The following is a 22100-nucleotide window of genomic DNA, read 5'->3' as shown; positions in this document are numbered from 1 at the left end:
CGCTGTATCATAATTGCAACAAGGCGGCAGTGCCCCGGTTTTACGATCATGTTGCAATATAATTTCATTGAAATGTCACGGAGTGCAGCTTTCATACATCACCCCGTTAAACGCTGTTCTAAAATATGTCATCTCTTAGCGTATGCGCGTTGCCACCCTCTCTTGACGCATATTTTCCGCGAAAGGCATGGTAAGGCAGCGGCGAACGGCAAGGGAGACAGAGTGACATGAAACGCGGATCGACGATGCTGGGCGTCATGGCGCTGGCGCTGATGACGGGGTCCGGGCTGGCTGCGACCAAAGCGCGCCCGCCTCAGGCCGAGCTTTTCACCAATTTGCTGCAATGCCGCTCAATCACCGCTGATGCGGACCGCCTTGCCTGTTTCGACCGCCAGGTCGGCGCTATGGAAACCGCTTCGCAACGCGATGAAGTCGTGGTCCTCGACAAGGGCGAACTCAATAAGACCCGCAAGACGCTGTTCGGCTTCTCCTTCCCGAAACTGCCTTTCCTGGGAGGCGGCGACGATGACGGTGCAGCCAAGGAAGAGGAGGGCGTCAGCCACATTCAGGCGACGATCGCCAGCCTGCGCAGCCTGGGTTATGGCAAATGGCAGATCGGGCTGGAGGACGGCGCACAATGGATGACCACCGAAGCGGTCACCGGTCGCGATCCTAAGGTCGGCCAGTCGATCGAGATCAAACGCGCGGCCATGGGCAGCTTCATGGGCAAGGTGGAAGGCGGACGCGCCATCCGCATGAAGCGGGTCAGCTAAGGTTCTATCAGCGCCCCTGCGGCATCGGCCCGGCGATCAACAACGGGTCGATGCGCGCATCGTGCCATTTCATGCCCCAGTGCAGATGCGGTCCGGTTGCGCGGCCCGTTGCGCCGACAGCCCCGATCTGTTGCCCCTGTGCCACATGGTCGCCCATCTTCACGTCGATCCGTGACAGGTGAAGGAAGGCGCTGTTGAGACCATGGCCATGGTCGATCATCAGCAAATGCCCTTCCAGCGTGAAGGGCTTGTCGATCGCCGCCAGGATCACCACGCCATCGGCGGGCGCCCGCACCGGCTCGCCCGTGGCGGCGGCGATATCGACGCCGCCATGATAGGACCCCGGCTCGCCCTGATAGATGCGCTGTGCGCCGAACAGGCCGGAAATGCGCCCGACGCGCGGCCAGATGAATGTCTGCCGCCATCCTTGCGCATCCGTCACCTTCGCCCGCGCCGCTGCTATCGCTTCCAGTTCGGGGCGGCGCAGCGCCAGAAAGGCTTCGCTGCTTTTGCCCACACGCAGCGGCGCGTTGATCCGCTCCAGACGCCAGGCGCGCGGCGCCACGATCAGTGACTGGGTGAGAACGCGTCCGTCGGCCAGGCGTGCGGTTAGCAAGGCGTCGGGCTTCGCATCCCGGTCGAAGGCGATCAGGAACCGGCCATCAGCGTCGATCGCCACCGGCTGGTCGCCGAGTGTCAAAGCCACTGTTCCAACAGGCGCCGTGCCAAGCAGCCTGCCACCCTGCACCGCTGCGCCCTCAAGCCGGAATGCGGCCGATACCGCATTTTGTGGCGCGATGGGCTGCGCCGTCGCCCCACCGGCAAGCCCAACAATTGCCGCCAGGACAATCGCCTTCATCGCTCGCCTGCCGCCTTCTGCTCCGCCTCCACCGACGCTTGCGCGCTGGCATAGGGCTCCTGCCGGGCGATGCTCCAGTAGCGCAGGTCCTGCAAGGCGATAGGCTGTCCGGTCATGGCGCACAGCACATGATCGCCGGCCTTCAGCACGCGAAAGCTGTAGGGCAGATAATGAAGCTGGGCGATCCGGTCGCGGCTGGACATCAACATGGGGACGACACTTTCTTCATCTGTCAGGAGAACAAATCCTGCTGTGCATGGGCGGGATCACGCGGCTTGCGCGTGGGTCGCGCCGACGGCGACGGCGCCATCCCGGCGGGGGCCTCAGCCTGCCCAACGGCCGCGTCCACGGTTCCATCGTGGAAGTGCAGGACGACTTGCTCGGCCGCGCGTGCGGCCTCGACCGACCGCACCAGCCGGTCGCCAGCCATGACCCGGGCATAGCCGCGTTGCAGCGGCAGATCGGGATTGAGCGACGCGAAATGCCGCGAGACGCGGTCGAACGCCGTGGCGCAATCGCGCTGCGCCCGGACCAGATTTTCCGGCCTCAACCGCAACCGATCGAGCCGCTCGCCCGCACGCGCCAGTTGCTGGCGCAGCAGCGCGGGGCGCAGCGCGCCGCTCGCCTGCCCCAGATGCGCGCGCGCATCGGCCAGGCGATGACGCAGACCGCTGGCCAAGCCGTCCGACACCTGGTCCAGCCGCTGCCGCTGGGGGCTCAGCAACGTGTCGGGCGTGGGCATCAGCCGCGCCTGCATGTCCAGCCGCTCGCGCGCCTGCGCCGCGCCGCGCCGAACGGCACGGCCCGCACGCAGCCCCATGTCCGTCAATCCCGCCAGCAATTCCGCGCGCACCGGCACCGCCATTTCGGCCGCCGCCGTTGGCGTGGGCGCGCGCCGATCGGCGGCATAGTCGCACAGCGTCGTGTCGGTCTCATGCCCCACCGCGGAGATGATCGGAATGCTGCATTCCGCGACCGCACGCACGACGATCTCCTCGTTGAAACTCCACAGATCCTCGATCGACCCGCCACCCCGCGCCACGATCACCAGGTCCGGCCGGGGCAGCGCACCATCGCCAGCCATTTCCGAAAAGCCGCGAACCGCGCGCGCGACCTGCTCCGCGGCGCCCTGCCCCTGCACCAGCACCGGCCACAGCAGCACCTGGGTCGGACAGCGATCCGCCAGCCGGTGGAGAATGTCGCGAATGACCGCGCCCGTGGGCGATGTGACGACGCCGATGGTGCGTGGCAGGAAGGGCAATGGCTTCTTACGCTCCGGCGCGAAGAGCCCTTCCCCCGCCAGCTTGGCCTTGAGCTTCTCCAGCAGCGCCATCAGCGCGCCTTCGCCGGCCAATTCCATCCGGTCGATCACGATCTGATATTTGGACCGGCCGGGATAGGTGGTGAGCTTGCCCGTGGCGATCACCTCCACCCCGTCCTGCGGCGCGAAGGCCAGCCGCTGCGCCCCGCCTTTCCACATGACGCCGTCGATGACGGCATTGTCATCCTTCAGGCACAGATACAGATGCCCCGACGCCGCACGCTTGAACCCCGAAATTTCGCCACGCAACCGGACATGACCGAACCGGTCCTCCACCGTGCGCTTCAGCATCCCCGACAATTCGCTGACGCTGAGCGGCGGCGCGTTGTCGCCCGCGCGATCCTCGGCTAACAGGCGGCCCGAACTGTCATAGGCATCATATTCCGGGGACATGGGCGACATGAACATCCTTCTGCTTGGCGGCGGCGGCCGCGAACATGCGCTGGCGTGGAAGCTGGCGCAATCGCCCGGCCTCGACACGCTTTATGCCGCGCCCGGCAATCCGGGCATAGCGCAGCACGCCACGCTGGTCGACCTTGATGCGGCGGATCATCGCGCGGTCTTGGACTTCTGCATCCGCCATTCGATCGGGCTGGTGGTGATCGGTCCCGAAGCGCCGCTGGTTGACGGGTTGGCAGACAATCTGCGCACCATGGGCGTTCCCGTCTTTGGCCCCAACCGCAAGGCCGCGCAATTGGAAGGGTCAAAGGGTTTCACCAAGGATTTGTGCAAGCGCGCAAATATCCCAACCGCTGCCTATGTCCGCGTGACCAGCAAGGATGGAGCGATCGCCGCGCTGGACGATTTCGCGCTCCCCGTCGTCATCAAGGCGGACGGCCTGGCCGCCGGCAAGGGCGTCATCATCGCACAAAGCCGGGAAGAGGCGCTGGAAGCTCTCGATTCGATGTTCTCCGGCGCATTTGGCGCGGCTGGCGAGGAAGTCGTGCTGGAAGAGTTCATGACCGGAGAGGAAGCGAGCTTCTTCGCCCTGACCGACGGCAGCGCGATCTTGCCCTTCGGATCCGCCCAGGATCACAAGCGCGTGGGCGATGGCGATACCGGTCCCAATACCGGCGGGATGGGCGCCTATAGCCCGGCGCGAATCCTGACGCCCGACCTGGAACAGCAGGTGATCGACACGATCATTCGCCCGACTGTCGATAGCTTGGCCGCTGAAGGCATGCCCTATTCGGGGGTTCTCTATGCCGGCCTGATGCTGACCGAGGCTGGGCCCAAGCTGATCGAATATAATGCCCGCTTCGGCGACCCAGAATGCCAGGTGCTGATGAGCCGCTTCGATGGCGATCTTGCCGCGCTGCTGCTCGCAGTCGCGCAGGGTCGGCTGGCCGATCAGGGACCGGTTTCGCTGGCCGAACGCGCCGCCTTGACGGTCGTCATGGCCGCCAACGGTTATCCCGGCACGCCGGAAAAGGGCGGGCGCATCGCGGGTCTGGACGCCGCCGAGCGGGCAGGCGCCAAGATTTTTCATGCCGGCACGGCGGACCGGAACGGATCGCTCGTCGCCAATGGCGGCCGGGTGCTCAACGTCACCGCGACCGGCGACAGCGTCGCTGCTGCCCAGGCCGCAGCCTATGCCGCCGTCGATACGATCGACTTTCCCTCCGGCTTCTGCCGCCGCGACATTGGCTGGCGCGAAGTGGAGCGAGAGGCGAAACAAGGGTGAACCCTTGCGGCGCGACGGAAAGCATCCTTAAATAGCAGAACGACACACCGAGGGGAGACGTAGCGCGATGCAGGAATTCTTCATGGACTATGGCCTGTGGCTGCTGATCGCGCTGCTGGTCCTTATCGGCCTGGTGTTCCTGCTTTCGGGCAAACGCAAGCCCGACGTGGAAACCCTGGCGGACACGACCGCGCCTGTGGAAACGGCTCCCCTTGCCGCCGCGCCGCCGGTGGCTGATCCCGTCACGGTGCCGCCGACGCCCGCTCCGGTGGCGACGTCGCCCGCGCCTGCCGCCGATGTCGAGCCCGTCGAGACAGTGGAGCCTGGGTCGGCGGTGGAACCGATCGCCGAACATGTCCCGCCGGCCGACGCCGAACCGATCCCCGCCTCACCCGCTATCGCCGCCCCGGCCGATGATGCTGCCCCCGACGATCTTCTCCGACTGAAAGGCGTTGGCCCCAAGCTCAAGGCCTTGCTGATCGAACTGGGCGTCAGCCGCTATGCGCAGATCGCCGCCTGGACGGATTCCGACATTGCCGCCATCGACGCGCGGCTGGGGAATTTCAAGGGCCGCCCGGTCCGCGATCAATGGGTGGATCAGGCAAAATATCTTGCGGCTGGCGACACCGCGGGCTTTGAAGCGAAATATGGCAAGCTTTAGCCGCGGCCCAATATCTCCTGCGCGCGCGGGGCGAGCCGTTCCTGCGCGGCGCCATGAATGCCCGGCGCAGCGCACAACAGGCCAAAGGCGGTGGGCTGCGGCCGGTTGAAACGCAGCGGATCGCCCAGCGCGTCGGTGACGGTGGCGCCAGCCTCCTCACAGATCAGCGCCGCCGCCGCGACGTCCCATTCATTGCCCCAGCGCACCGTCGCGACCAGATCGGCCTCGTCAGCGGCAACCAGCGCCATGCGCAGCGCGATGCTGTTGGGCTTTTCCACCGCGACCAGATCCCGGTCGGCGCGCGGCAACTGGTCTGCGGGCACCCGCGCCCCCGGCAGGATCGTGCGCGTTCCCGCCTTCAGCACCTTTCCATTGCGCGTCGCCCCGCGCCCTGCCTGCGCCACCCATAATTCGTTGCGCGCGGGCGCGGCCAATATGCCGATCCGCACCGCGCCATCTTCAACCAGGGCAACCGATACGGCCCAGCCACGCCGCCCGCGCAGATAATCGCGCGTGCCATCGATCGGATCGACCACCCACACGCGCGACAGGCCAAGCCGGTGGACGGTATCGGCCGTCTCCTCCGACAGCCAGCCGGCGGTGGGATCGATCGCGGTCAGGCTTTCGCGCAGCATCGCGTCCAGCGCCAGATCCGCCTCGCACACCGGGTGGCCGGGCACTTTTTCCCATTGCCGCACCCGTGTTTCGCCGTTGGCCCACAGGGTCAACCCATGGTCAGCCGCATCCGCCACGGCGGACACGATTGCGCGTACGGGAAGTTTAGCCTCCGGCAACGGTCATCCCGTCGATGCGGATGGTAGGTACGTTCATGGCATAGCGAAAATACAGGTCGCTCGCTGGCGTCAGGCTGCGAAACATGTCCTTGAGGTTGCCGGCGATTGTGATTTCCGACACTGCATTCATGACCGCGCCATTTTCGATCAGGAACCCGGACGCGCCCCGGCTGTAATCGCCGGTGACGGGATTGACGCCCATGCCGATCAATTCGGTCACGTAAATGCCGCGCTTCACGTCATAGCGCAGGTCGCCCGGCGACGTCCTGCCTGCCTCCATATACACGTTAGTGACACTCGCGCCCGGCGCGCCACTGCCGCCCCGGCTCGCATGTCCCGTTGGCTCCAGCCCCAATTGCCGGGCCGATGTGCTGTCGAGCAGCCATCCGGTCAGCACGCCATCCTCGATCAGCGCGCGCCGTTCGACCGGCAGGCCCTCACCATCGAACGGCCGGGAACGTAGGCCTCGCGGGCGCAGCGGATCGTCGATAATGGTGACGGCGGAATTAAAAACCGCCTCGCCCAGCTGATCGAGCAGGAAGCTCGACCGGCGGGCGATGGCCGGACCGACGATGCCGCTGATGAGATGACCCACCAGGCTTGACCCGATGCGCGGGTCGAAAATTACCGGCATGACGCCGCTGCCGACCTTGACCGGGTTCAGCCGGGCGACTGCGCGTTGCCCGGCCCGCGCGCCTACGGCGTCGGCATGGTCAAGATCGCGCAGATGCCGCGCCGAATGGCTGGCATGGTCGCGCTGCATGTCGGACCCGCTGCCCGCCAGGACGCTGGCCCAGGTTGCGTGGTTGGTGCCGGCATAGGCGCCGGCAAAGCCGTGACTGGTCGCCAGCGCCACCTGGCTGCGCCCGCTCGATGCGCCGCCGCCTTCGCTGTTGGTGATGCCCGGCACGCCGCGCGCCGCATCCTCCGCCATCAAGGCGCGCTCGCGCAGCGCAGCGGGTTCCGGCTCCTCCTCGTCGGTCAGGTCGAGCGAGGGCGGCCGTTTTTTGAGCAGCCGGTCTTCGGGTGCCAGGCCCGCATAGGGATCTTCCGGCGCTTCGCGCGCCATCGCAATGCAACGCTCGACCAGCGTGCCCAAGGTTGCAGGATTCATGTCGGACGCGGAAATGCTGGCCGAGCGCTGGCCGATGAAGACGCGCAGGCCGATGTCTTCGCCCTCGGACCGCTCAACATCCTCCAGCGCGCCCAAGCGCACCGACACGTTGGTCGACGCATTGCAGGCATAGATGGCGTCGGCCGCATCCGCGCCCGCCTTGCGCGCTGCATCGACCAAATCCTGCGCGCGCGACTGGGCTTCGTCTAGGCTGAGCATGGAGAGAAGATAGTCCTTGATGGGGGGAAAGGAAGGCCCGGCCTTACGCGCTTGGGGCGGCGGGAACAACCTTCCCCAGCCAATGGTCCAGCAGATGCCAGGCGACGGCCATCTGCGGCGGCGCGACGAAGGGCGCGTCCGAATCGCCAGCCATCGCCGCGCGCACGCCATCGGCATCGCACCAGAAAGCATGTTCGATCTCGGTCTCGTCAATCCGCAAGGCATCATCCTGCGCCTGGGCGACGCAGGCGATCATCAGGGACGATGGGAAGGGCCAAGGCTGGCTCATCACATAGCGCACCGAATGGACCCGTACGCCCGCCTCCTCATGGATCTCGCGCGCCACCGCCTCCTCGATCGTCTCGCCCGGCTCGACAAAGCCGGCAAGCGCGGAATAGCGACCTTCAGGCCAGCTATGCTGCCGGCCCAGCAGCACGCGCCCCTCATGCTCCGCCAGCATGATGACGACGGGGTCGGTGCGGGGGAAATGCTCCGCGCCGCACGTCTCGCACCGCCGCGACCATCCGGCTTTCACGGCCTGCGTCGCGCCGCCGCAGACCGAACAAAAGGGGTGCCGCGCATGCCAATGCACCAAGCTGCGCGCCGCGCCATAGAGCGCCACTTCGTCGGCCGGGATCAGTCCTGCGATGGCGCGGCTGCGCGGCGTGGGCACTAGATTGGGGCCAAGGTCCTTCACCAGCCGCGCAAAGATTGGCCGCGCCTGCCGATCGACCCCCAGCAGCACATGGTCCATCATCTGCGCGTCTGCGCCAATTGGCTCCAGCACCAGATGACCCTCCACTTCGACCGGCTCCAGCCCGTCCAGCACCAGTCGCCGCGCGGCCGGATCAGCAAAGGCTTGCGCCAGCAGCGCGGGATTGGTGCGGACATGATCGACCCGATCCAACGTCCCGCCGACAAAGCCGGGCAACGGCCGATCAGTCTTTTGCGTCCCGTGCATCCTTGTCCCTCCTAACCGCTTCCACTGCGCGTGCGAATAACGTGGGCAGTCCCGCCTCCCCTATCCGGTCGATCGGCCACCATTCGCCTGTCCCATTTGGCTCCATGCCTGCGTCCAGATGGGCGCGATGAAGCGCCAGCGCCAGCGAGAAATGGGTGAAGACATGGCTGACTGGCTCGGCAAGACTGGTCCATGCCGCATCGACGGGCGGCGTCCATTCGGGCGCCGCGCCCCAATCCGAGCTTGGCAGTGCGCGCATCCCGCCCAACAACCCCTTGTCCGGGCGGCGCACCAGCCAGACATGGCCGTCGCGCTCGATCCACCAGCCATGGCCCAGCCGGTGCGGCTTCACCTTTTTCGGTGCCTTGACCGGAAAAGCGGCAGGGTCGGCAGTTGCAAAGGCAGCGCAATCCTGCCGCAGCGGACAAATGCCGCAGGCCGGGTTACGCGGCGTGCAGATGGTCGCGCCCAGATCCATCATGGCCTGCGCAAAATCGCCGGCCCGCGCGTCCGGTGTAATACGGTCGGCGGCGGCGCGGATTGCCGAGCGCGCGGCCGGCAGCGGGGTATCAATGGCAAACAGGCGCGCCACCACCCGTTCGACATTGGCATCCACCACCACCGCCCGCCGGCCAAAGGCGATGGCCGCGACGGCGGCAGCGGTATAGGCGCCCACGCCTGGCAGGCCGCGCAGCCCCTCCTCGGTATCGGGAAAGCGTCCATCATGGTCGCGCACCACCGCCCGCGCGCAGGAAAGCAGATTGCGCGCCCGCGCATAATAACCAAGCCCCGCCCATGCCGCCATGACGTCCGCATCCTGCGCCGCCGCCAGCTCCTCCACAGTCGGCCAGCTGGTGGTGAATCTGGCGAAATAGGGCCCAACCGCCGCCACTGTCGTCTGTTGCAGCATCACTTCGGACAGCCAGACACGATAGGGGTCGCTCGCATTGGTGCCCGGCGGCGCGCGCCAGGGCAGGCGGCGCGCATGAACATCATAATGCGCAAGCAGGGCACCCGCGATTTTTGATTCTCGACCCTCGACGCGCATGGCAGCCCTATGCCATTAAGCGGGCCATGACGGAACGCCCGGCCAGCCCGAAAATGAAAATGCGCAAAGCACCTGCCGAAGAACGCCCGCGCATCGGCGCTCCGCGACAGATCGCGGACCTGATGCCCGACATCGGCCGCGCCGCCTTCCGCAAGTTCGGCTTTGTCCAGTCCAGTATCGTCACCCGCTGGACCGACATTGTCGGCCCACATTATGCGGCGGTGTCCGCGCCTGAATCGATTCGCTTTCCGGTCGGCAAGAAAGCCGGCGGCACGCTGCAACTGACGGTGATGAGCGGCCATGGACCCATGATCCAGCATGTCCTGCCCGACATCATCGAGCGCGTGAACCGCTTTTTCGGCTATGCCGCGGTGGCCAAGATCGCGATGCGCCAGGGCCAACTCGCCTCGGTCAGCGCGGAACGCCGGCCGCCACCCCGCAATCTTCGGCCCATTCCGGTCGAGCTGGGCGATTCGCTGCGCGACATTGGCGATCCCGAATTGCGCGCAGTGCTCGAATCGCTGGCGCAGGGTCTCGCCAACAGCAGCGGCCTGCCCAAGGTCAGCTAGTTTAGCTGCGGTTCAGCCTGCCCTGTCTATGTCAGCCTTTTTTGGACGCGCCCCATGAAGAAGCTTCTGTCGCTCAGCCTGCTTGTCCTACCCGCCGCCCTTGTCGCAGCGCCCGCCGCCAACTGGGCCAGCCGCGTGACGATGACGCCGATCGGCGGCCATTATATGGGCAATCCCGCCGCTCCCACCAAATTGGTGGAATATGTCAGCTACACCTGCTCGCACTGCGCGCATTTCGTGAGCGAGGCGAGCGCGCCGCTGCGGACCGATTATGTGAAGGGCGGCAAGGTCGGGGTCGAGGTGCGTAACGCCGTGCGCGACAAATATGACCTGACCGCCGCGCTGCTGGCGCGCTGCGGCGGGCCAACCAAGTTCATGAGCAATCATGAGGCACTCTTCGCCAACCAGAGCGCCTGGATCACGCAGGTCGAAAGCTACGACCGCGACGCGCAAAAGCCCGCCGATCAGATCCCGGCGCTCCAGGATATCGGCCAGAAGACAGGTCTTTATGCGCTGATGAACAAACGCGGCTTTACCAATGCGCAGCTCAACGCCTGCATCGCCAACCCACAATCCATGAAGCAGGTGCTGGCGATGACGGACGAGGCATGGACCAAGGTGAAGATCACCGGCACGCCCGGCTTCACCATCAACGGGACGAAGGTTGACGGTTCGAACTGGGCGACGGTGAAGGCCGCATTGCCCCCTGTCGTCCGCTGATCTACACCGCTTCCAGTCGCCAATCATCGGAGCCTTGCCCGTCGTGAAAGCCTTTACCGGTCTTGCCATCGCCGCCCTCAGCCTCAGCCTTGCCGCCTGCAACAGCAGTGAGGAGGCCGCCAAGCCCAGCGGCACGCCGATCGCCGCCGTGCCCGCGCCCGCCGGCACGACATGGTCGGCCACGGTCAACGAAACGCCGGATGGCAATTTCGTGATGGGCAATCCCGACGCCAAGCTCAAGCTCGTGGAATATGGCTCCTTCACGTGCAGCCATTGCGCCGAATTTGCCGAGACCGCTTCGCCGGAAATCCGCAAGCTCGTCGATACCGGCAAGATGAACTATGAATTTCGCACCTATGTGCGCGATCCGATCGACCTGACCACCGCGCTGCTCGCCCGTTGCGGCGGAAAGGACGTCTTCTACCCCTTGTCCGAACAGTTTTTCGCCAATCAGGGTGCGATGTTCGAGAAGGTTCAGGACAATGACGACGCGTTCAAGGGCGTGGAGCAACTGTCGCCCGCGCAGCGCCCGGTGGCGATCGCCCAGATCGCTGGGCTGATCGACTTCGCCAAGCAGCGCGGCATTTCGGAGGATCAGGCCAAGCAATGCCTGGCCGACACGGCCACCGCTGAAAAACTGGCCAAGGGTGTCGAGGCTGCGAACAACCAGTATCAGATCACCGGCACGCCCAGCTTCCTCATCAATGGGGTGCTGGTGGACAATGCCGCCAACTGGGCCTCGCTCGAACCCCGTCTCAAGGAAGCAGGTCTCTGATTGCGCGGCGGGGGGCTGACATCTCCGCCTGAGCGAAGAAAAGCCGGGGCGGCGCGCTGCCCCGGATTGCCGCCATGCAGATAAAGCGGCTCAAGCTTTCCGGCTTCAAAAGCTTCGTCGACGCTACCGAATTGCGGATCGAACCGGGGCTGACCGGTATCGTCGGCCCCAATGGCTGCGGCAAATCCAACCTGCTCGAAGCCATTCGCTGGGTCATGGGCGAATCGAGCGCCAAATCGATGCGCGGCGCGGGCATGGAGGATGTGATCTTCGCCGGCACAGCCAGCCGGCCCCGGCGCGACTTTGCCGAAGTCTCCCTGCTCACCATCCAGGAACAGGGAGAGTTGTTCAACGCGGTGGACGTCGGCGCTGATGGGGAACTGGACGTCACGCGCCGGATCGAGCGCGGCGCGGGCAGCGCCTATCGCGCCAATGGCAAGGATGTGCGCGCCAAAGATGTGGCGCTGGTCTTTGCCGACGCCGCGACCGGTCCGCACAGCCCCGCCCTTGTCAGCCAAGGGCGTATTGCCGCCGTCATCGCCGCACGGCCGCAGGAACGCCGCGCCATGCTGGAAGAAGCGGCGGGCATTGCCGGGCTACATGTCCGGCGCAAGGATGCCGAACAGAAATTGCGGGCGGCTGAAACCAATCTTGCGCGCCTGGATGAAATCCTGCTCGACATGGACATGCGCGCCAATGCCCTGCGGCGTCAGGCAAAGGCAGCGGAACGCTATATCCGCCTGTCCGATCAGATCCGCGTTGCCGAAGGCCGCGTTCTCTTCGCGCGTTGGCGAGAGGCCCATGCCAGTGCCGAAGCCGCCCGCGCGGAAGCGCGGCAGGCCGACGCCGCCGTCGCCGCCGCGCAGGAGGGACAGCTCGCCGCGGCCGCCCATGCGCAGGCCGCGCTCGCCGCGCTGGCGGAATGCCGGTCCGCAGCGCAAAGCGCGCGTGACGCCGCCAATGAAGCGGGCCATCGGCTCGCCGCGCTGCGCACCGAACGGGACTCGGCGGTTCGCCGCCTTGCCGATCTGGTACAGCAGGCCGGCCGGCTGGCGGAAGATCGCGCGCGCGAAGGCACGCTCGCCAATGATGCAGCCGACGCGATCGCGCGCCTGACCGCCGAAATTGCGACGCTCAAGGTCCGGATCGCTGAAACCGAAAAGCTGAGGCCCGATTTTGCCGCGCGCATCGCGACGGCCGAAGGAGAAGCGCGCGACGCGGAACTGGATTTGGCCCGTGCGATGGCGACGCAGGCGGCGGAGCAGGCCGAACTGCGCGTCGCCGAAGCCGCGCTGGCCTCCGCCCGCGCTCAGCGCGACCGCACGGAACGGGACGTGGCGCGCCTGGAAAGCGAGGCCACAGCCTTGCCGGATTCCGATCCGCTGATGGCGCAGCGCGCCAGTGCGCAGGCCGATCAGACGCGCGCGCAGGCCGACCGCGATACCGCCGAAGCCGCGATCGAGGCCGCTGAACAGGACAGGCAGGCCGCCGCAGATGCGCGCGCGGCGGCGCAAGCCGCGCTGGCTTCGGCCCGCGCGTCCCTCGCCGCACTGGATAGCGAAGCCGCCGCGCTCAAGCGCGCGGTCGATGGCGGCGCAGGCCCCAAGGCCCGCGCTCTGGACGAGATGAAGGCCGCGCCCGGCTATGAACGCGCGCTCGCCGCCGCGCTGGGTGACGATCTCGAAGCACCCGTTTCGGCTGATGGCAAGCGTCGATGGGCCGGGGCAGAGCCGCTGGCGCAGGATCCGCATCTTCCCGCCGGCGCGATGCCGCTCGCCGACCATGTCACCGCGCCCTCTGCGCTTGCCCGTCGCCTGGGCCAAATCGCGGTGGTGGACAGGGATGAAGGCCAGCCGCTCGCCGTGGGGCAACGGCTCGTCACGCGCGATGGGCAGCTGCGCCGCTGGGACGGCTATGTCGCGCTGGAGGGCGGGGCGGCGGCGGCCGAACGGCTGATCCGCCTCAACCGGCTGGACGCGATCGCCGCAGCGCGCCCGGCGGCACAGGCGGAGGCAGACAAAGCCGATGCCGCGCAGCACGACGCAAAAGAGCGCGAGCAGGCCGCGGTCGCCGCACTGTCGGCCGGGCGCACCGCTCTGACGCAAGCGGACCAGCGCCTGCGCGCCGCGCTGCGCGCTGCCGATGAAACGACGACGGCCTTGGAGCGGCTCGCCGGGCGGCGCGAAGCGGTGGAAGAGCGGCTCGCCGCCGCACGCAGCGATCTTCAGCGCGCGCAGGCCGATCATGAAAAGGCGCAGGCCGCGCGTGCGACCATGCCCGATGGCGCGGCGACCGGCCAGCTGGTTGCTACCCTCGGCCAGGCCAGCGAGAAAGCGCGCGCCGTCGTCAGCCAGTTGCAGGCCGATCAGGCGCTGGCCGATCGCGCGCTGGACAGCGATCGCGACAGGCAGGCCGCCGCCGATGCAGAGATTAAGGGCTGGCGTGCCCGGGCCGGAGAGGCCGCCAAGCGCATCGCCGCCATGGCCGGGCGCGGCGAAGACATTGCGCAGGAACGCGCTGCGATTGAGGGTGCACCCGATCGCCTGGGCCAGGCGATTGCCGACCTTGAAACGCAAGGATCGACGCTCACCGACGCCGCCGAGCGCGCACGCACCGCTGAACAGGCGGCGGAAGCCGCGCTGCGCCAGGCCGAAGCGCAGGCGGCACAAGCCGCAGAAGCGCTTGCGGCCGCTCGCGAAACCCGCGCCACCGCCGTCGCCCGCGCCGAAGCCGCCGACGAACGCCGGATCGAAACCAATCGCCTGTCGGGTGAACGCTTCGAATGCCCGCCCCCGGTGCTGCCCGAAAAGCTCGGCTTTGCCAGCGCCGACATCCGCATTGCCCAGACCGAACAGGCCGAACATGACCGCTTCGTCGCCGACCGCGAACGGATCGGGCCAGTCAATCTGGTCGCGGCGCAGGAATTGGCGGAGCTGGAAACCAGCCAGGCGACCAGCCGCGCCGAAAGCGCGGAACTCACCCAGGCCATTCATCAATTGCGCGGCTCCATCGGCAGTCTCAACCGGGAGGGGCGCCAGCGCCTGCTTGCCGCATTCGAGGCGGTGGACGGCCATTTCCGCCGTCTCTTCACCACGCTGTTCAACGGCGGCCAGGCGCATCTGGAACTGATCGACAGCGACGATCCGCTGGAGGCGGGGCTGGAAATCATGGCCCAGCCGCCCGGCAAGAAGCTCGCCGCGCTCACGCTTTTGTCGGGCGGCGAACAGGCGCTTACGGCCGTGGCGCTCATCTTCGGCCTGTTCCTCACCAACCCCGCGCCGATCTGCGTGCTGGACGAAGTGGACGCGCCGCTGGACGATGCCAATGTCGAGCGATTTTGCGATCTGCTTGACGCGATGGTGGCGCAAACCAACACCCGCTATCTGATCGTTACGCACAATGCCGTCAGCATGGCGCGGATGCACCGCCTGTTCGGCGTCACTATGGTCGAACCCGGCGTCAGTCGCCTGGTGTCCGTCAACCTGCACGGGGCCGAAGCGCTGCTGGCGGCGGAATAAGGCCAGCGGGTCGCGCCTGGCCCTTGCTCCGGCGCAGCAATCCGCGTCATTCTTCTCCCAGATGACAAGGAGGTCATGTCTTGGTGCATTTGCCGCCCTTCGCGCTGGATCACTGGCTTTCGGCGCACGACTTCGCCGATCCGCCGATTGCCTTCAATCTGGCCTCCAGTACCGGGCCGCGGTGGAGTGTGGCGGACCTGTGTGCGCTGGGCGATCAGCCGCTCGATCTTGGGGATGTTGTTCTGAGCTACGCGCCGCCGGCGGGCACGCCTGCGCTGCGCAGCGCCATCGCCGCCTTTCACGGCGTCGATGCGGACATGGTCGTCGCCACCACCGGCGCATCGGAAGCACTCTCTATCCTCTTCTGCCTCCTTTCCCGACCGGGCGCGCATATCCTGCTGCCCGATCCTGGTTATCCGGCCTATGACGCCGTCGCCCGCGGATGGGGCCTCACTGCCCGAACCTACAGGCTGGAACGCGCGCGCGGCTTTGCCCAGGAAGCGGATGCCATCCTCGCCGATGTCGATCGCGACACCGCGCTGGTCATCGTCAACACGCCGCATAATCCCAGCGGCAGCGTCATGCCCCGCGAAGGCATTGCCCGGCTTGCCGGCGCCCTCGCCGATCGGGGCATCCCCTTGCTGGTGGATGAAGTCTATCACCCGCTCTATTTCGGCCCACCGCAGCAATCGGCCGCGGGCCTCGCTAATGTCATCGTCACCAGCGACCTGTCAAAGTCGTTGTCGCTTCCGGGGCTGCGCACTGGCTGGCTGATCGACGCCGATTCAGAGCGGCGCGCGCGCATCGTCGACGCGCGCAGCTATTTCACAATCAGCGCCTCGCCACTGCTCGAACGACTCGCCACCCATGCCCTGCATCATAGCCGCCTGATACTCGACAGGCTGGCGACCGTTGCAGGCGCGAATCTGACGCGTCTGGATGAATTTATGGATAGCACCGCTAGCGCCCTTGCCTGGGTCCGGCCGTCGGGCGGTACGACCGCCTTCCCCTGGCTGGTGGACGGGCAGGACAGCCGGCCCTTATGTGAGGCGCTGGCAAAGCAGGGGGTCTTGCTCGCCCCGGGTGATTGCTTCGGCCACCCCGATCATATGCGGATCGGCTTTGCCCAGCAAGCGGAGGGGTTTGGGGTCGCCCTCGCCCGCTTTGGCGAAACGCTGGACCGGCTGGCTATCGGTTAGGGGCGGCCGAACCAGCCCTTCATTCGGCGGAACAGGCCGCGCTCGCTGATCGGCTCGAACATTTCCTCCGGGCCTTCGGGGTCCAGCACCTCATTATCGGCCAGCCATTCCTGAACCGCATTGAGGTCCGGCGTCCGGTACGGTCGCAACGTCCGGCCGGGCTTCTGCCGCAATTCCTCGACGCCCGCGATCAGCCCCCGCTCGGCGATCACCGCCGCCACCCGCTCCAGTGGCAGATCGAGATGTTCGGCGATCAGGTCGTCGCGAATCCGCAGGATCGTCTTTTGTCGGCCCGCATTGGTGGGCAGCGCGGTGTCGATGCAGATGTCGCATTCGGTGTCCAGCCGCAGCGAACGATTGTTCATGTTGGACGACCCCACCCGGATCAGCCGATCATCGACGATCAGGATCTTGGCATGGACATAGATTGGCGCGCCGCGCTGGGTGAAGGGGTGATAGAGGCGCAGGCGGCCATGCGGATCGCGCGCCTTCAAGGCCTCGACCAGTCGAGCGCGCGCCGAATCCATCGCCTGGCTTTCCAGCCAGCCATCGGCCTGCTGCGGGTTGATGATGACGAATTCCGGCCCGTCCGGCTCGGCCAGCCGTTTGGCGATTGCCTCGGCAATACGGCGCGATGCAAAATACTGGCTTTCGGCATAGACGTGCCGTTTTGCCAGCGCGATCTGGTTGAGATACAGTTGCTCGATCTCGGTCAGGCCGTCCTGATCGTCCATTTCGGGCGCAGTGCGGGCAATGGCGACATCGACATTTTCAAACTGCACCGGCAAGGTTTCGGGCCAGCATTCATAGCTGCCCGTCACCGGCTCCAGCTCCTCGCCGCCCGCACCCTTCCATCGCGCGCGGGCATGGTCGCCCAGCGCTGCGGCGACCGGGCCCTTCAGCGCCGTGGTCGCGTCGTGCCAGGGGCCATAGGGCGATCCATCGGGATGATGCCGGCCATATTCCTCATCACGATGATGGCGCGTGTCCCACCGGTCGCCGGTCATGTCGATGCCACCGCAAAAGGCGAAACAATCGTCGATGACGACAATCTTCTGGTGATGCGATGCGGCCGGCGGATGATGGCTGTCCAGCTTCACGGTGACGCGCGGGTGCGCCATCCATTTAAGCGTGGTGAAGAAATTGGTAGGCCGCGCCATCGCCTTGATCGCGCCAACATCCCAGCGCAGCAGATAGATTTCCAGCTCCGGCGTTTGATCGACCAGCCAGCTGATGAATTCGCCGATCGTGGTCGGCGCGCCGTCATGCGCTTCCTCCTCGCGCACCAGGCTGATCGCTGCATCGAAGTCCCATCCGATCAGCATAATACGGCGCTTCGCCTTCATCATCGCGGCCCGCGCATGACGAAAATAGGTGTCCGCGTCGATGACCACGCTGGCCTTGTCGGCCCGCTCGATCCGCCAACAATCGGCGCCCGGCTGAGGCGTCATGCAGCGCTTCCCACGGTGAGGCAGCCCAAGAACATCAGGAAACCGGCAAAGCGGTTGGAGCGGAATTTAAGCAGCGGGTCGATCCCGTCCTCCTTCAACGTGCCGACCTGCCACATCAGATGCGCCGCCATCGGCAGCAATGCCGCCAGCGCCAGGCCCTGCCCGCGCATCAGCCAGATCGCAGCCGCCCATAGCGACAGCGCGGCCAGATAGCAAAACGTCACGCCCGCGCGCACATGGCGCCCCATCGACAGCGCGCTGGACCCGATCCCGATCAGTGCGTCATCCTCCCGGTCCTGCAAGGCATAGATGGTGTCATAGCCAATGACCCAGAAGATGGATCCTGCGTAGAGGAGAAGGCCGGGCGTCGTCAGCGCGCCCGCCACCTCGCTCCATCCCACCAGGCATGCCCAGGAAAAGACGAGACCCAACCAGACTTGCGGCCACCCGGTGATGCGTTTCATGAAGGGGTAGGCCGCGACCAGCGCCAGGCTGCACAGCGCGACGACCTGCGCATAGGGGCGCAGCTGCACCAGCACGACCAGCCCGACGAGGCAGAGCGCGAGCAGCCAGACCCAGGCAGTCTTGAGCGCCATCGTTCCGCTCGCAAGCGGCCGCGCGGCAGTGCGCGCGACCTTGAGGTCCAGGTCGCGATCGACAATGTCGTTGAACACGCATCCCGCGCCGCGCATGGCGATGCTGCCCAGCAGCAGCCAGGCGATCAGCGGCCACCGTGCAAAGCCGCCGCCAGACAAGGCAACCGCCCAGGCGCCCGGCCAGAACAGCAGCCACCAGCCGATCGGCCGGTCCAGCCGCGCCAGTTGCGCCAGCATGCGAGGCGTTGGGGGCAACCGCGCCAGCAGACTGCGCGCCTGGCTGTCGGGGACGATGGTATCAGTCATGCGCTCCAACTATCGACTGCGTCGCGATCCGAAAAGCCCGTTCGGCCTGTCGCATATAGCCCTCACCTTACCAGCTTGGGACATTTCTGCGACAATTTTAGCGCATAGTGGTCGGGTAAGAGGAATAACGCTCATGAGAAAGACCGACATCGCTTGGAGCCGCTTCGGCCTAGGCCCCAGGCCGGGCGATGAGCCACTGACCGATCCGATCGGGTGGTTGCGCGATCAGATGGACGATTACCGCCCCGACCTTGCCAGCACTGGTGCGCTGGCGTCGCGCGCGCGCATAAACGCTGACTTTTATGCTCTTCGCACCGCGCGCAAGCAAGCGATGCAGGCTGCGTCCATGGCGGGCGACGCCAAGGTGAAAGTAGCTCAGCTTCCGCAAAGCCGACAATTTCGCGGCCATTATGAGGCTCAAGCCGCTGTGCGGATTCGCGCGGCCGTGGCCAGCGAAACGCCATTTGTCGACCGTCTGGTCCATTTCTGGTCGAATCATTTTGCGGTGTCGATCGACAAGCCGCTTGTGCTTGGCCTTGCCGGATTGATGGAGTTCGAGGCGATACGCCCTCATGTCCTCGGCCGGTTCGAAGACATGCTGCTTGCCGTCGTCCAGCACCCTGCAATGCTGCTTTATCTGGATCAGGTACAATCCATTGGCCCCAAGAGTCAATTCGGACAGAAAATAGCCGCTCGTGGCAGAAATCAGGGCCTGAATGAAAATCTGGGGCGCGAAATACTGGAACTTCACACGCTGGGCGCGCGCAGCGGGTACAGCCAGAGCGATGTGACCGAACTGGCCCGTGCGCTGACAGGCTGGACCGCCGTTGGCCTGGGCAACGGCCCGGTGCAACGACTGACCACGCGGCTAGGGGGCGAACCGGGCGATTTCCTGTTTGCGCCACCCCTTCATGAACCGGGGAAGCGCACGATTCTCGATCGAACCTACCCGCAGGCGGGAATGCAACAAGTCCGCGCCATTCTGACCGACCTCGCCCGCCATCCAGCGACAGCGCGGCATCTTGCCACCAAGATTGCGCGACATTTCATCGCCGACGAACCCCCCGCTCCCCTGGTGGCACGCTTGGAGACAGTCTATCTGGAAAAAGGTGGAGACTTGCGCGCGGTCTATGCGGCGCTCATCACTGCGCCCGAGGCCTGGGCCAATACCGAATCGAAATTCCGCACCCCCTGGGACTGGCTGATCGGCGCATTTCGCTTGCAAGGTGGCGTGCCCGAAATGCCTGACAATCCCGATCAGGCCGACCATCAACTCGCTGGCCTCTTCGCGCAGCTTGGCCAACCCATTTGGCAACCGGGGTCTCCTGCCGGTTTCGCCGACTCTGCGGGGGACTGGGCCGGGCCGGAAGCACTTTTCCGACGCGTAGAGGTTGCGCAAAGGCTTGCCCGACACACATCTCCGGCAACTGACCCCCGCGAGGTTGCCGGTCGGGTTTTTGGCGAGGCGCTTCGTCCCGCGACCGCGCAGGTAGTCGCTCGGGCGGAAAGCCCGCAACAAGGCATGGCATTGCTGCTGGTCGCGCCAGAGATGATGAGGAGATAGGACATGCTGGATCGACGCCGATTTCTTGGCGCCGCTGGCGCGCTTGCCACGACAGCCTTATTGCCCCGCATCGCCTATGCAGGGCCTGCAGCCACGGAACAACGCTTCGTCTTCATCATCCAGCGCGGTGCGGCCGATGGCCTTCATATCCTTGCACCCACCGGCGATCCAGCCTTCCTGAAGCAGCGCGGTGTTATGGCCGACACTGTGCTGGGCGGAGAAGTGCTGGGTGAATCCTTCTTCACCCTGCATCCCTCGCTGAAGCGGGTCGGACTGCTCGCCAAACAGAAACAGGCGCGTTTCGTTCATGCCAGCGCCTCGGCCTATCGCGACCGCTCCCACTTTGACGGGCAGAATGTTCTGGAGAGTGGTGGGCGACAACCCTACACCGAAAAAACCGGCTGGGTAGGCCGGCTGCTGATGCAATTGCCGGCCATGCAGGACCGGGCCATGGCCATCGCGCCATCCGTACCCATGGCAATGCGGGGTTCCACACAGGTCGCGACTTATGCGCCATCGGCACTTTCCGATGCGTCTGATGATATTATGACGCGCGTTTCAGCCCTATATGCTGATGATGCGCAGTTGGCATCGCTTTGGGACAGCGCGCGCGCCACGCACGAACTCGCGGACAATCTCGACCTGGACGGACACCGCGGTGCCGCCGCTATCGGCATGCTCGCCGGGCAGATGCTGGCGCAACCCGACGGTGCGCGGATCATGATGATGGAAAGCGATGGGTGGGATATGCACAGCTCACAGGCACCGCGCATGGCAATGCAACTCAAGAATCTCGATGCCATGATCGCTTCGCTCGCCGACGGATTGGGTGCTGCCTGGACAAAAACGCTGGTGATTGTCGCGTCCGAATTCGGTCGAACCGTTGCGATAAATGGGACGGCAGGCACTGATCATGGCACAGGTGGGCTGATGATGCTGATGGGCGGCGCATTGGACGGGGCTGGGCAGGTCGATGCGGACTGGCCTGGACTGAACCCGGCCGCATTGCTCGATGGCCGCGACCTGAGACCGACCATCGCTGCTGAAGCTGTCATTGGCGCTTCTCTGGCCGCGCATTTCAGCTTGGATCCTGAGCGGCTGATGGCCCGCCTATATCCCTCTCAACCTGGGCTGAAGCCGTTTCGAGCCTAACTGCCGCTCGACAGGCGCATCACGGTGCGGCAAGAGCTTGCCGATGACCGCCACCCCCGCCTGGCCGCCGCAGAGCGCCCCGCGTTTGCATGTCGAAACGCAATTGGGCGACGGCGTTGCCGTGCCGGTGGATGGCAACCCGGCCCATTATCTGATCAGTGTGATGCGGGTGAAGCCGGACGATGTCGTCCTGCTGTTCGATGGCCGCTCGGGCGAATGGGCGGCGCGCGCGCGCGACATTCGCAAGCGGGATTTGGTGCTGGAATGCGTGGCGCAGACCAGGGCGCCCGAGCAGGTCCCTGACTATTGGCTGTGCTGCGCGCCCATCCGCAAGGGCCGCATCGACCTGATCGCGGAAAAAGCGTGTGAACTGGGCGTCGCCAAGCTGCAACCGGTGCTGACCCGCCGCGCTGTCGTCGACAAGTTGAACCTTGATCGGCTGCACGCGCATCTGGTCGAAGCGGCTGAACAATGCGGACGCACCGCCCTGCCCGATCTAGGCTCGCTGATGAAGCTGGACGCGCTCCTTGGCAATTGGGACAGCCGCCGCCATCTTTTCTTCGCGGACGAAAGCGGTGGCGCGCCGCTGGAACAGACGCTGCGCGCCCATCCCGGCCCCGCCGCGTTCCTGGTCGGGCCAGAGGGCGGATTCGACCCGCAGGAGCGGGACGCGATCCAGGCGACGCCGGGCGCCGTGGCCGTATCGCTCGGCCCGCGCATTCTGCGCGCCGAAACCGCCGCCATCGCGGCGACATCAGCCTGGATGGCGATCAACGGCGACTGGAACTAGTTTCGTTTCGCTATCTTCTTGCCTTG

General features: G+C 65.9%; 20 protein-coding genes. 11 read left to right on the top strand and 9 right to left on the bottom strand.

Features of this window, described 5'->3' with window-relative positions; genetic code table 11:
* The first annotated feature begins 272 nt into the window (after positions 1-272).
* Complete coding sequence (locus LL253_RS12070) at positions 273-773, top strand: hypothetical protein (RefSeq protein WP_371388675.1); 501 nt, start codon at positions 273-275, stop codon at positions 771-773.
* A 7-nt stretch (positions 774-780) separates the two neighbouring features.
* On the opposite strand, the gene LL253_RS12065 is transcribed toward LL253_RS12070, so the two are convergent.
* The 3 genes from LL253_RS12065 to xseA are packed head-to-tail and all read right to left on the bottom strand — an operon-like array spanning position 781 to position 3346.
* The gene (locus LL253_RS12065; protein ID WP_228227336.1) at positions 781-1632 is read right to left on the bottom strand and encodes a M23 family metallopeptidase; all 852 of its coding nucleotides are present in this window, start codon (positions 1630-1632) and stop codon (positions 781-783) included.
* Complete coding sequence (locus LL253_RS12060; protein ID WP_228227335.1) at positions 1629-1841, bottom strand: DUF2093 domain-containing protein; 213 nt, start codon at positions 1839-1841, stop codon at positions 1629-1631. Before LL253_RS12060 ends, LL253_RS12065 begins: the two co-directional genes overlap by 4 nt.
* 23 nt (positions 1842-1864) lie before the next feature.
* Positions 1865-3346 (bottom strand): exodeoxyribonuclease VII large subunit, encoded by a 1482-nt coding sequence (gene xseA, locus LL253_RS12055; protein ID WP_228227392.1) that lies wholly within the window; start codon positions 3344-3346, stop codon positions 1865-1867.
* Positions 3347-3353: 7 nt separating this feature from the next.
* Here xseA and purD point away from each other — a divergent pair, with 7 nt between their 5' ends.
* The gene (gene purD / locus LL253_RS12050; RefSeq protein ID WP_228227334.1) at positions 3354-4637 is read left to right on the top strand and encodes a phosphoribosylamine--glycine ligase; all 1284 of its coding nucleotides are present in this window, start codon (positions 3354-3356) and stop codon (positions 4635-4637) included.
* A gap of 67 nt (positions 4638-4704) precedes the next feature.
* Positions 4705-5298, top strand: coding sequence for a hypothetical protein (locus LL253_RS12045; protein ID WP_228227333.1), 594 nt, complete (start codon positions 4705-4707; stop codon positions 5296-5298).
* Here the strand turns inward: LL253_RS12045 and LL253_RS12040 are convergent.
* The 4 genes from LL253_RS12040 to LL253_RS12025 are packed head-to-tail and all read right to left on the bottom strand — an operon-like array spanning position 5295 to position 9434.
* Positions 5295-6092 (bottom strand): 3'(2'),5'-bisphosphate nucleotidase CysQ, encoded by a 798-nt coding sequence (locus tag LL253_RS12040; RefSeq protein WP_228227332.1) that lies wholly within the window; start codon positions 6090-6092, stop codon positions 5295-5297. The genes LL253_RS12045 and LL253_RS12040 overlap by 4 nt on opposite strands.
* Complete coding sequence (locus tag LL253_RS12035) at positions 6079-7425, bottom strand: TldD/PmbA family protein (protein WP_228227331.1); 1347 nt, start codon at positions 7423-7425, stop codon at positions 6079-6081. The genes LL253_RS12040 and LL253_RS12035 overlap by 14 nt, the downstream gene beginning before the upstream one ends.
* A gap of 43 nt (positions 7426-7468) precedes the next feature.
* Complete coding sequence (gene nudC, locus LL253_RS12030; protein ID WP_228227330.1) at positions 7469-8386, bottom strand: NAD(+) diphosphatase; 918 nt, start codon at positions 8384-8386, stop codon at positions 7469-7471.
* A complete protein-coding gene (locus LL253_RS12025; RefSeq protein WP_228227329.1) occupies positions 8364-9434 on the bottom strand; it encodes an A/G-specific adenine glycosylase in 1071 nt (356 codons plus the stop codon). Before LL253_RS12025 ends, nudC begins: the two co-directional genes overlap by 23 nt.
* Before the next feature lie 26 nt (positions 9435-9460).
* Here LL253_RS12025 and LL253_RS12020 point away from each other — a divergent pair, with 26 nt between their 5' ends.
* The 5 genes from LL253_RS12020 to LL253_RS12000 all read left to right on the top strand — a co-directional run bounded on the left by LL253_RS12020 (position 9461) and on the right by LL253_RS12000 (position 16215).
* A complete protein-coding gene (locus LL253_RS12020; RefSeq protein ID WP_009820464.1) occupies positions 9461-10003 on the top strand; it encodes a DUF721 domain-containing protein in 543 nt (180 codons plus the stop codon).
* A gap of 54 nt (positions 10004-10057) precedes the next feature.
* Entirely contained in the window at positions 10058-10723 is a 666-nt protein-coding gene (locus tag LL253_RS12015; RefSeq protein ID WP_228227328.1) for a thioredoxin domain-containing protein, read from the top strand.
* Between the two features lie 43 nt (positions 10724-10766).
* A complete protein-coding gene (locus LL253_RS12010; RefSeq protein ID WP_228227327.1) occupies positions 10767-11498 on the top strand; it encodes a DsbA family protein in 732 nt (243 codons plus the stop codon).
* Between the two features lie 74 nt (positions 11499-11572).
* Positions 11573-15016, top strand: a complete 3444-nt coding sequence (gene smc / locus LL253_RS12005) for a chromosome segregation protein SMC (protein WP_228227326.1) — start codon at positions 11573-11575, stop codon at positions 15014-15016.
* Positions 15017-15099: 83 nt separating this feature from the next.
* The gene (locus LL253_RS12000; protein WP_228227391.1) at positions 15100-16215 is read left to right on the top strand and encodes a pyridoxal phosphate-dependent aminotransferase; all 1116 of its coding nucleotides are present in this window, start codon (positions 15100-15102) and stop codon (positions 16213-16215) included.
* Here LL253_RS12000 and LL253_RS11995 read toward each other — a convergent pair.
* Entirely contained in the window at positions 16212-17666 is a 1455-nt protein-coding gene (locus tag LL253_RS11995; RefSeq protein WP_228227325.1) for a phospholipase D-like domain-containing protein, read from the bottom strand. The genes LL253_RS12000 and LL253_RS11995 overlap by 4 nt on opposite strands.
* Positions 17663-18568: a 4-hydroxybenzoate octaprenyltransferase gene (gene ubiA, locus LL253_RS11990; RefSeq protein ID WP_228227324.1), complete on the bottom strand. Its 906-nt coding sequence runs from the start codon at positions 18566-18568 to the stop codon at positions 17663-17665. The genes LL253_RS11995 and ubiA overlap by 4 nt, the downstream gene beginning before the upstream one ends.
* Before the next feature lie 133 nt (positions 18569-18701).
* Here ubiA and LL253_RS11985 point away from each other — a divergent pair, with 133 nt between their 5' ends.
* The 3 genes from LL253_RS11985 to LL253_RS11975 are packed head-to-tail and all read left to right on the top strand — an operon-like array spanning position 18702 to position 22074.
* Positions 18702-20132, top strand: coding sequence for a DUF1800 domain-containing protein (locus LL253_RS11985; RefSeq protein WP_228227323.1), 1431 nt, complete (start codon positions 18702-18704; stop codon positions 20130-20132).
* Between the two features lie 3 nt (positions 20133-20135).
* Entirely contained in the window at positions 20136-21284 is a 1149-nt protein-coding gene (locus LL253_RS11980; RefSeq protein ID WP_228227322.1) for a DUF1501 domain-containing protein, read from the top strand.
* A gap of 43 nt (positions 21285-21327) precedes the next feature.
* Positions 21328-22074 carry a 16S rRNA (uracil(1498)-N(3))-methyltransferase gene (locus LL253_RS11975; protein ID WP_228227321.1) on the top strand — a complete coding sequence of 249 codons (747 nt, stop codon included), beginning with the start codon at positions 21328-21330 and terminating at the stop codon, positions 22072-22074.
* Positions 22075-22100 lie beyond the last annotated feature (26 nt).

It is taken from the genome of Sphingobium soli, from assembly GCF_020782245.1.
GTDB lineage: Bacteria > Pseudomonadota > Alphaproteobacteria > Sphingomonadales > Sphingomonadaceae > Sphingobium > Sphingobium soli.
Note: the sequence above shows the minus strand (reverse complement) of the source record. Positions and strands in the feature narration are given on the sequence as shown.

What these genes read in the sequence shown, in the direction of transcription:
- LL253_RS12070 (WP_371388675.1), top strand. Translation starts at nt 273, where the DNA reads ATGACGGGGTCCGGGCTGGCTGCGACCAAAGCGCGCCCGCCTCAGGCC.
- LL253_RS12065 (WP_228227336.1), bottom strand. Translation starts at nt 1,632, where the DNA reads ATGAAGGCGATTGTCCTGGCGGCAATTGTTGGGCTTGCCGGTGGGGCG.
- LL253_RS12060 (WP_228227335.1), bottom strand. Translation starts at nt 1,841, where the DNA reads ATGTTGATGTCCAGCCGCGACCGGATCGCCCAGCTTCATTATCTGCCC.
- xseA (WP_228227392.1), bottom strand. Translation starts at nt 3,346, where the DNA reads ATGTCCCCGGAATATGATGCCTATGACAGTTCGGGCCGCCTGTTAGCC.
- purD (WP_228227334.1), top strand. Translation starts at nt 3,354, where the DNA reads ATGAACATCCTTCTGCTTGGCGGCGGCGGCCGCGAACATGCGCTGGCG.
- LL253_RS12045 (WP_228227333.1), top strand. Translation starts at nt 4,705, where the DNA reads ATGCAGGAATTCTTCATGGACTATGGCCTGTGGCTGCTGATCGCGCTG.
- LL253_RS12035 (WP_228227331.1), bottom strand. Translation starts at nt 7,425, where the DNA reads ATGCTCAGCCTAGACGAAGCCCAGTCGCGCGCGCAGGATTTGGTCGAT.
- nudC (WP_228227330.1), bottom strand. Translation starts at nt 8,386, where the DNA reads ATGCACGGGACGCAAAAGACTGATCGGCCGTTGCCCGGCTTTGTCGGC.
- LL253_RS12025 (WP_228227329.1), bottom strand. Translation starts at nt 9,434, where the DNA reads ATGCGCGTCGAGGGTCGAGAATCAAAAATCGCGGGTGCCCTGCTTGCG.
- LL253_RS12020 (WP_009820464.1), top strand. Translation starts at nt 9,461, where the DNA reads ATGACGGAACGCCCGGCCAGCCCGAAAATGAAAATGCGCAAAGCACCT.
- LL253_RS12015 (WP_228227328.1), top strand. Translation starts at nt 10,058, where the DNA reads ATGAAGAAGCTTCTGTCGCTCAGCCTGCTTGTCCTACCCGCCGCCCTT.
- smc (WP_228227326.1), top strand. Translation starts at nt 11,573, where the DNA reads ATGCAGATAAAGCGGCTCAAGCTTTCCGGCTTCAAAAGCTTCGTCGAC.
- LL253_RS11995 (WP_228227325.1), bottom strand. Translation starts at nt 17,666, where the DNA reads ATGACGCCTCAGCCGGGCGCCGATTGTTGGCGGATCGAGCGGGCCGAC.
- ubiA (WP_228227324.1), bottom strand. Translation starts at nt 18,568, where the DNA reads ATGACTGATACCATCGTCCCCGACAGCCAGGCGCGCAGTCTGCTGGCG.
- LL253_RS11985 (WP_228227323.1), top strand. Translation starts at nt 18,702, where the DNA reads ATGAGAAAGACCGACATCGCTTGGAGCCGCTTCGGCCTAGGCCCCAGG.
- LL253_RS11980 (WP_228227322.1), top strand. Translation starts at nt 20,136, where the DNA reads ATGCTGGATCGACGCCGATTTCTTGGCGCCGCTGGCGCGCTTGCCACG.
- LL253_RS11975 (WP_228227321.1), top strand. Translation starts at nt 21,328, where the DNA reads ATGACCGCCACCCCCGCCTGGCCGCCGCAGAGCGCCCCGCGTTTGCAT.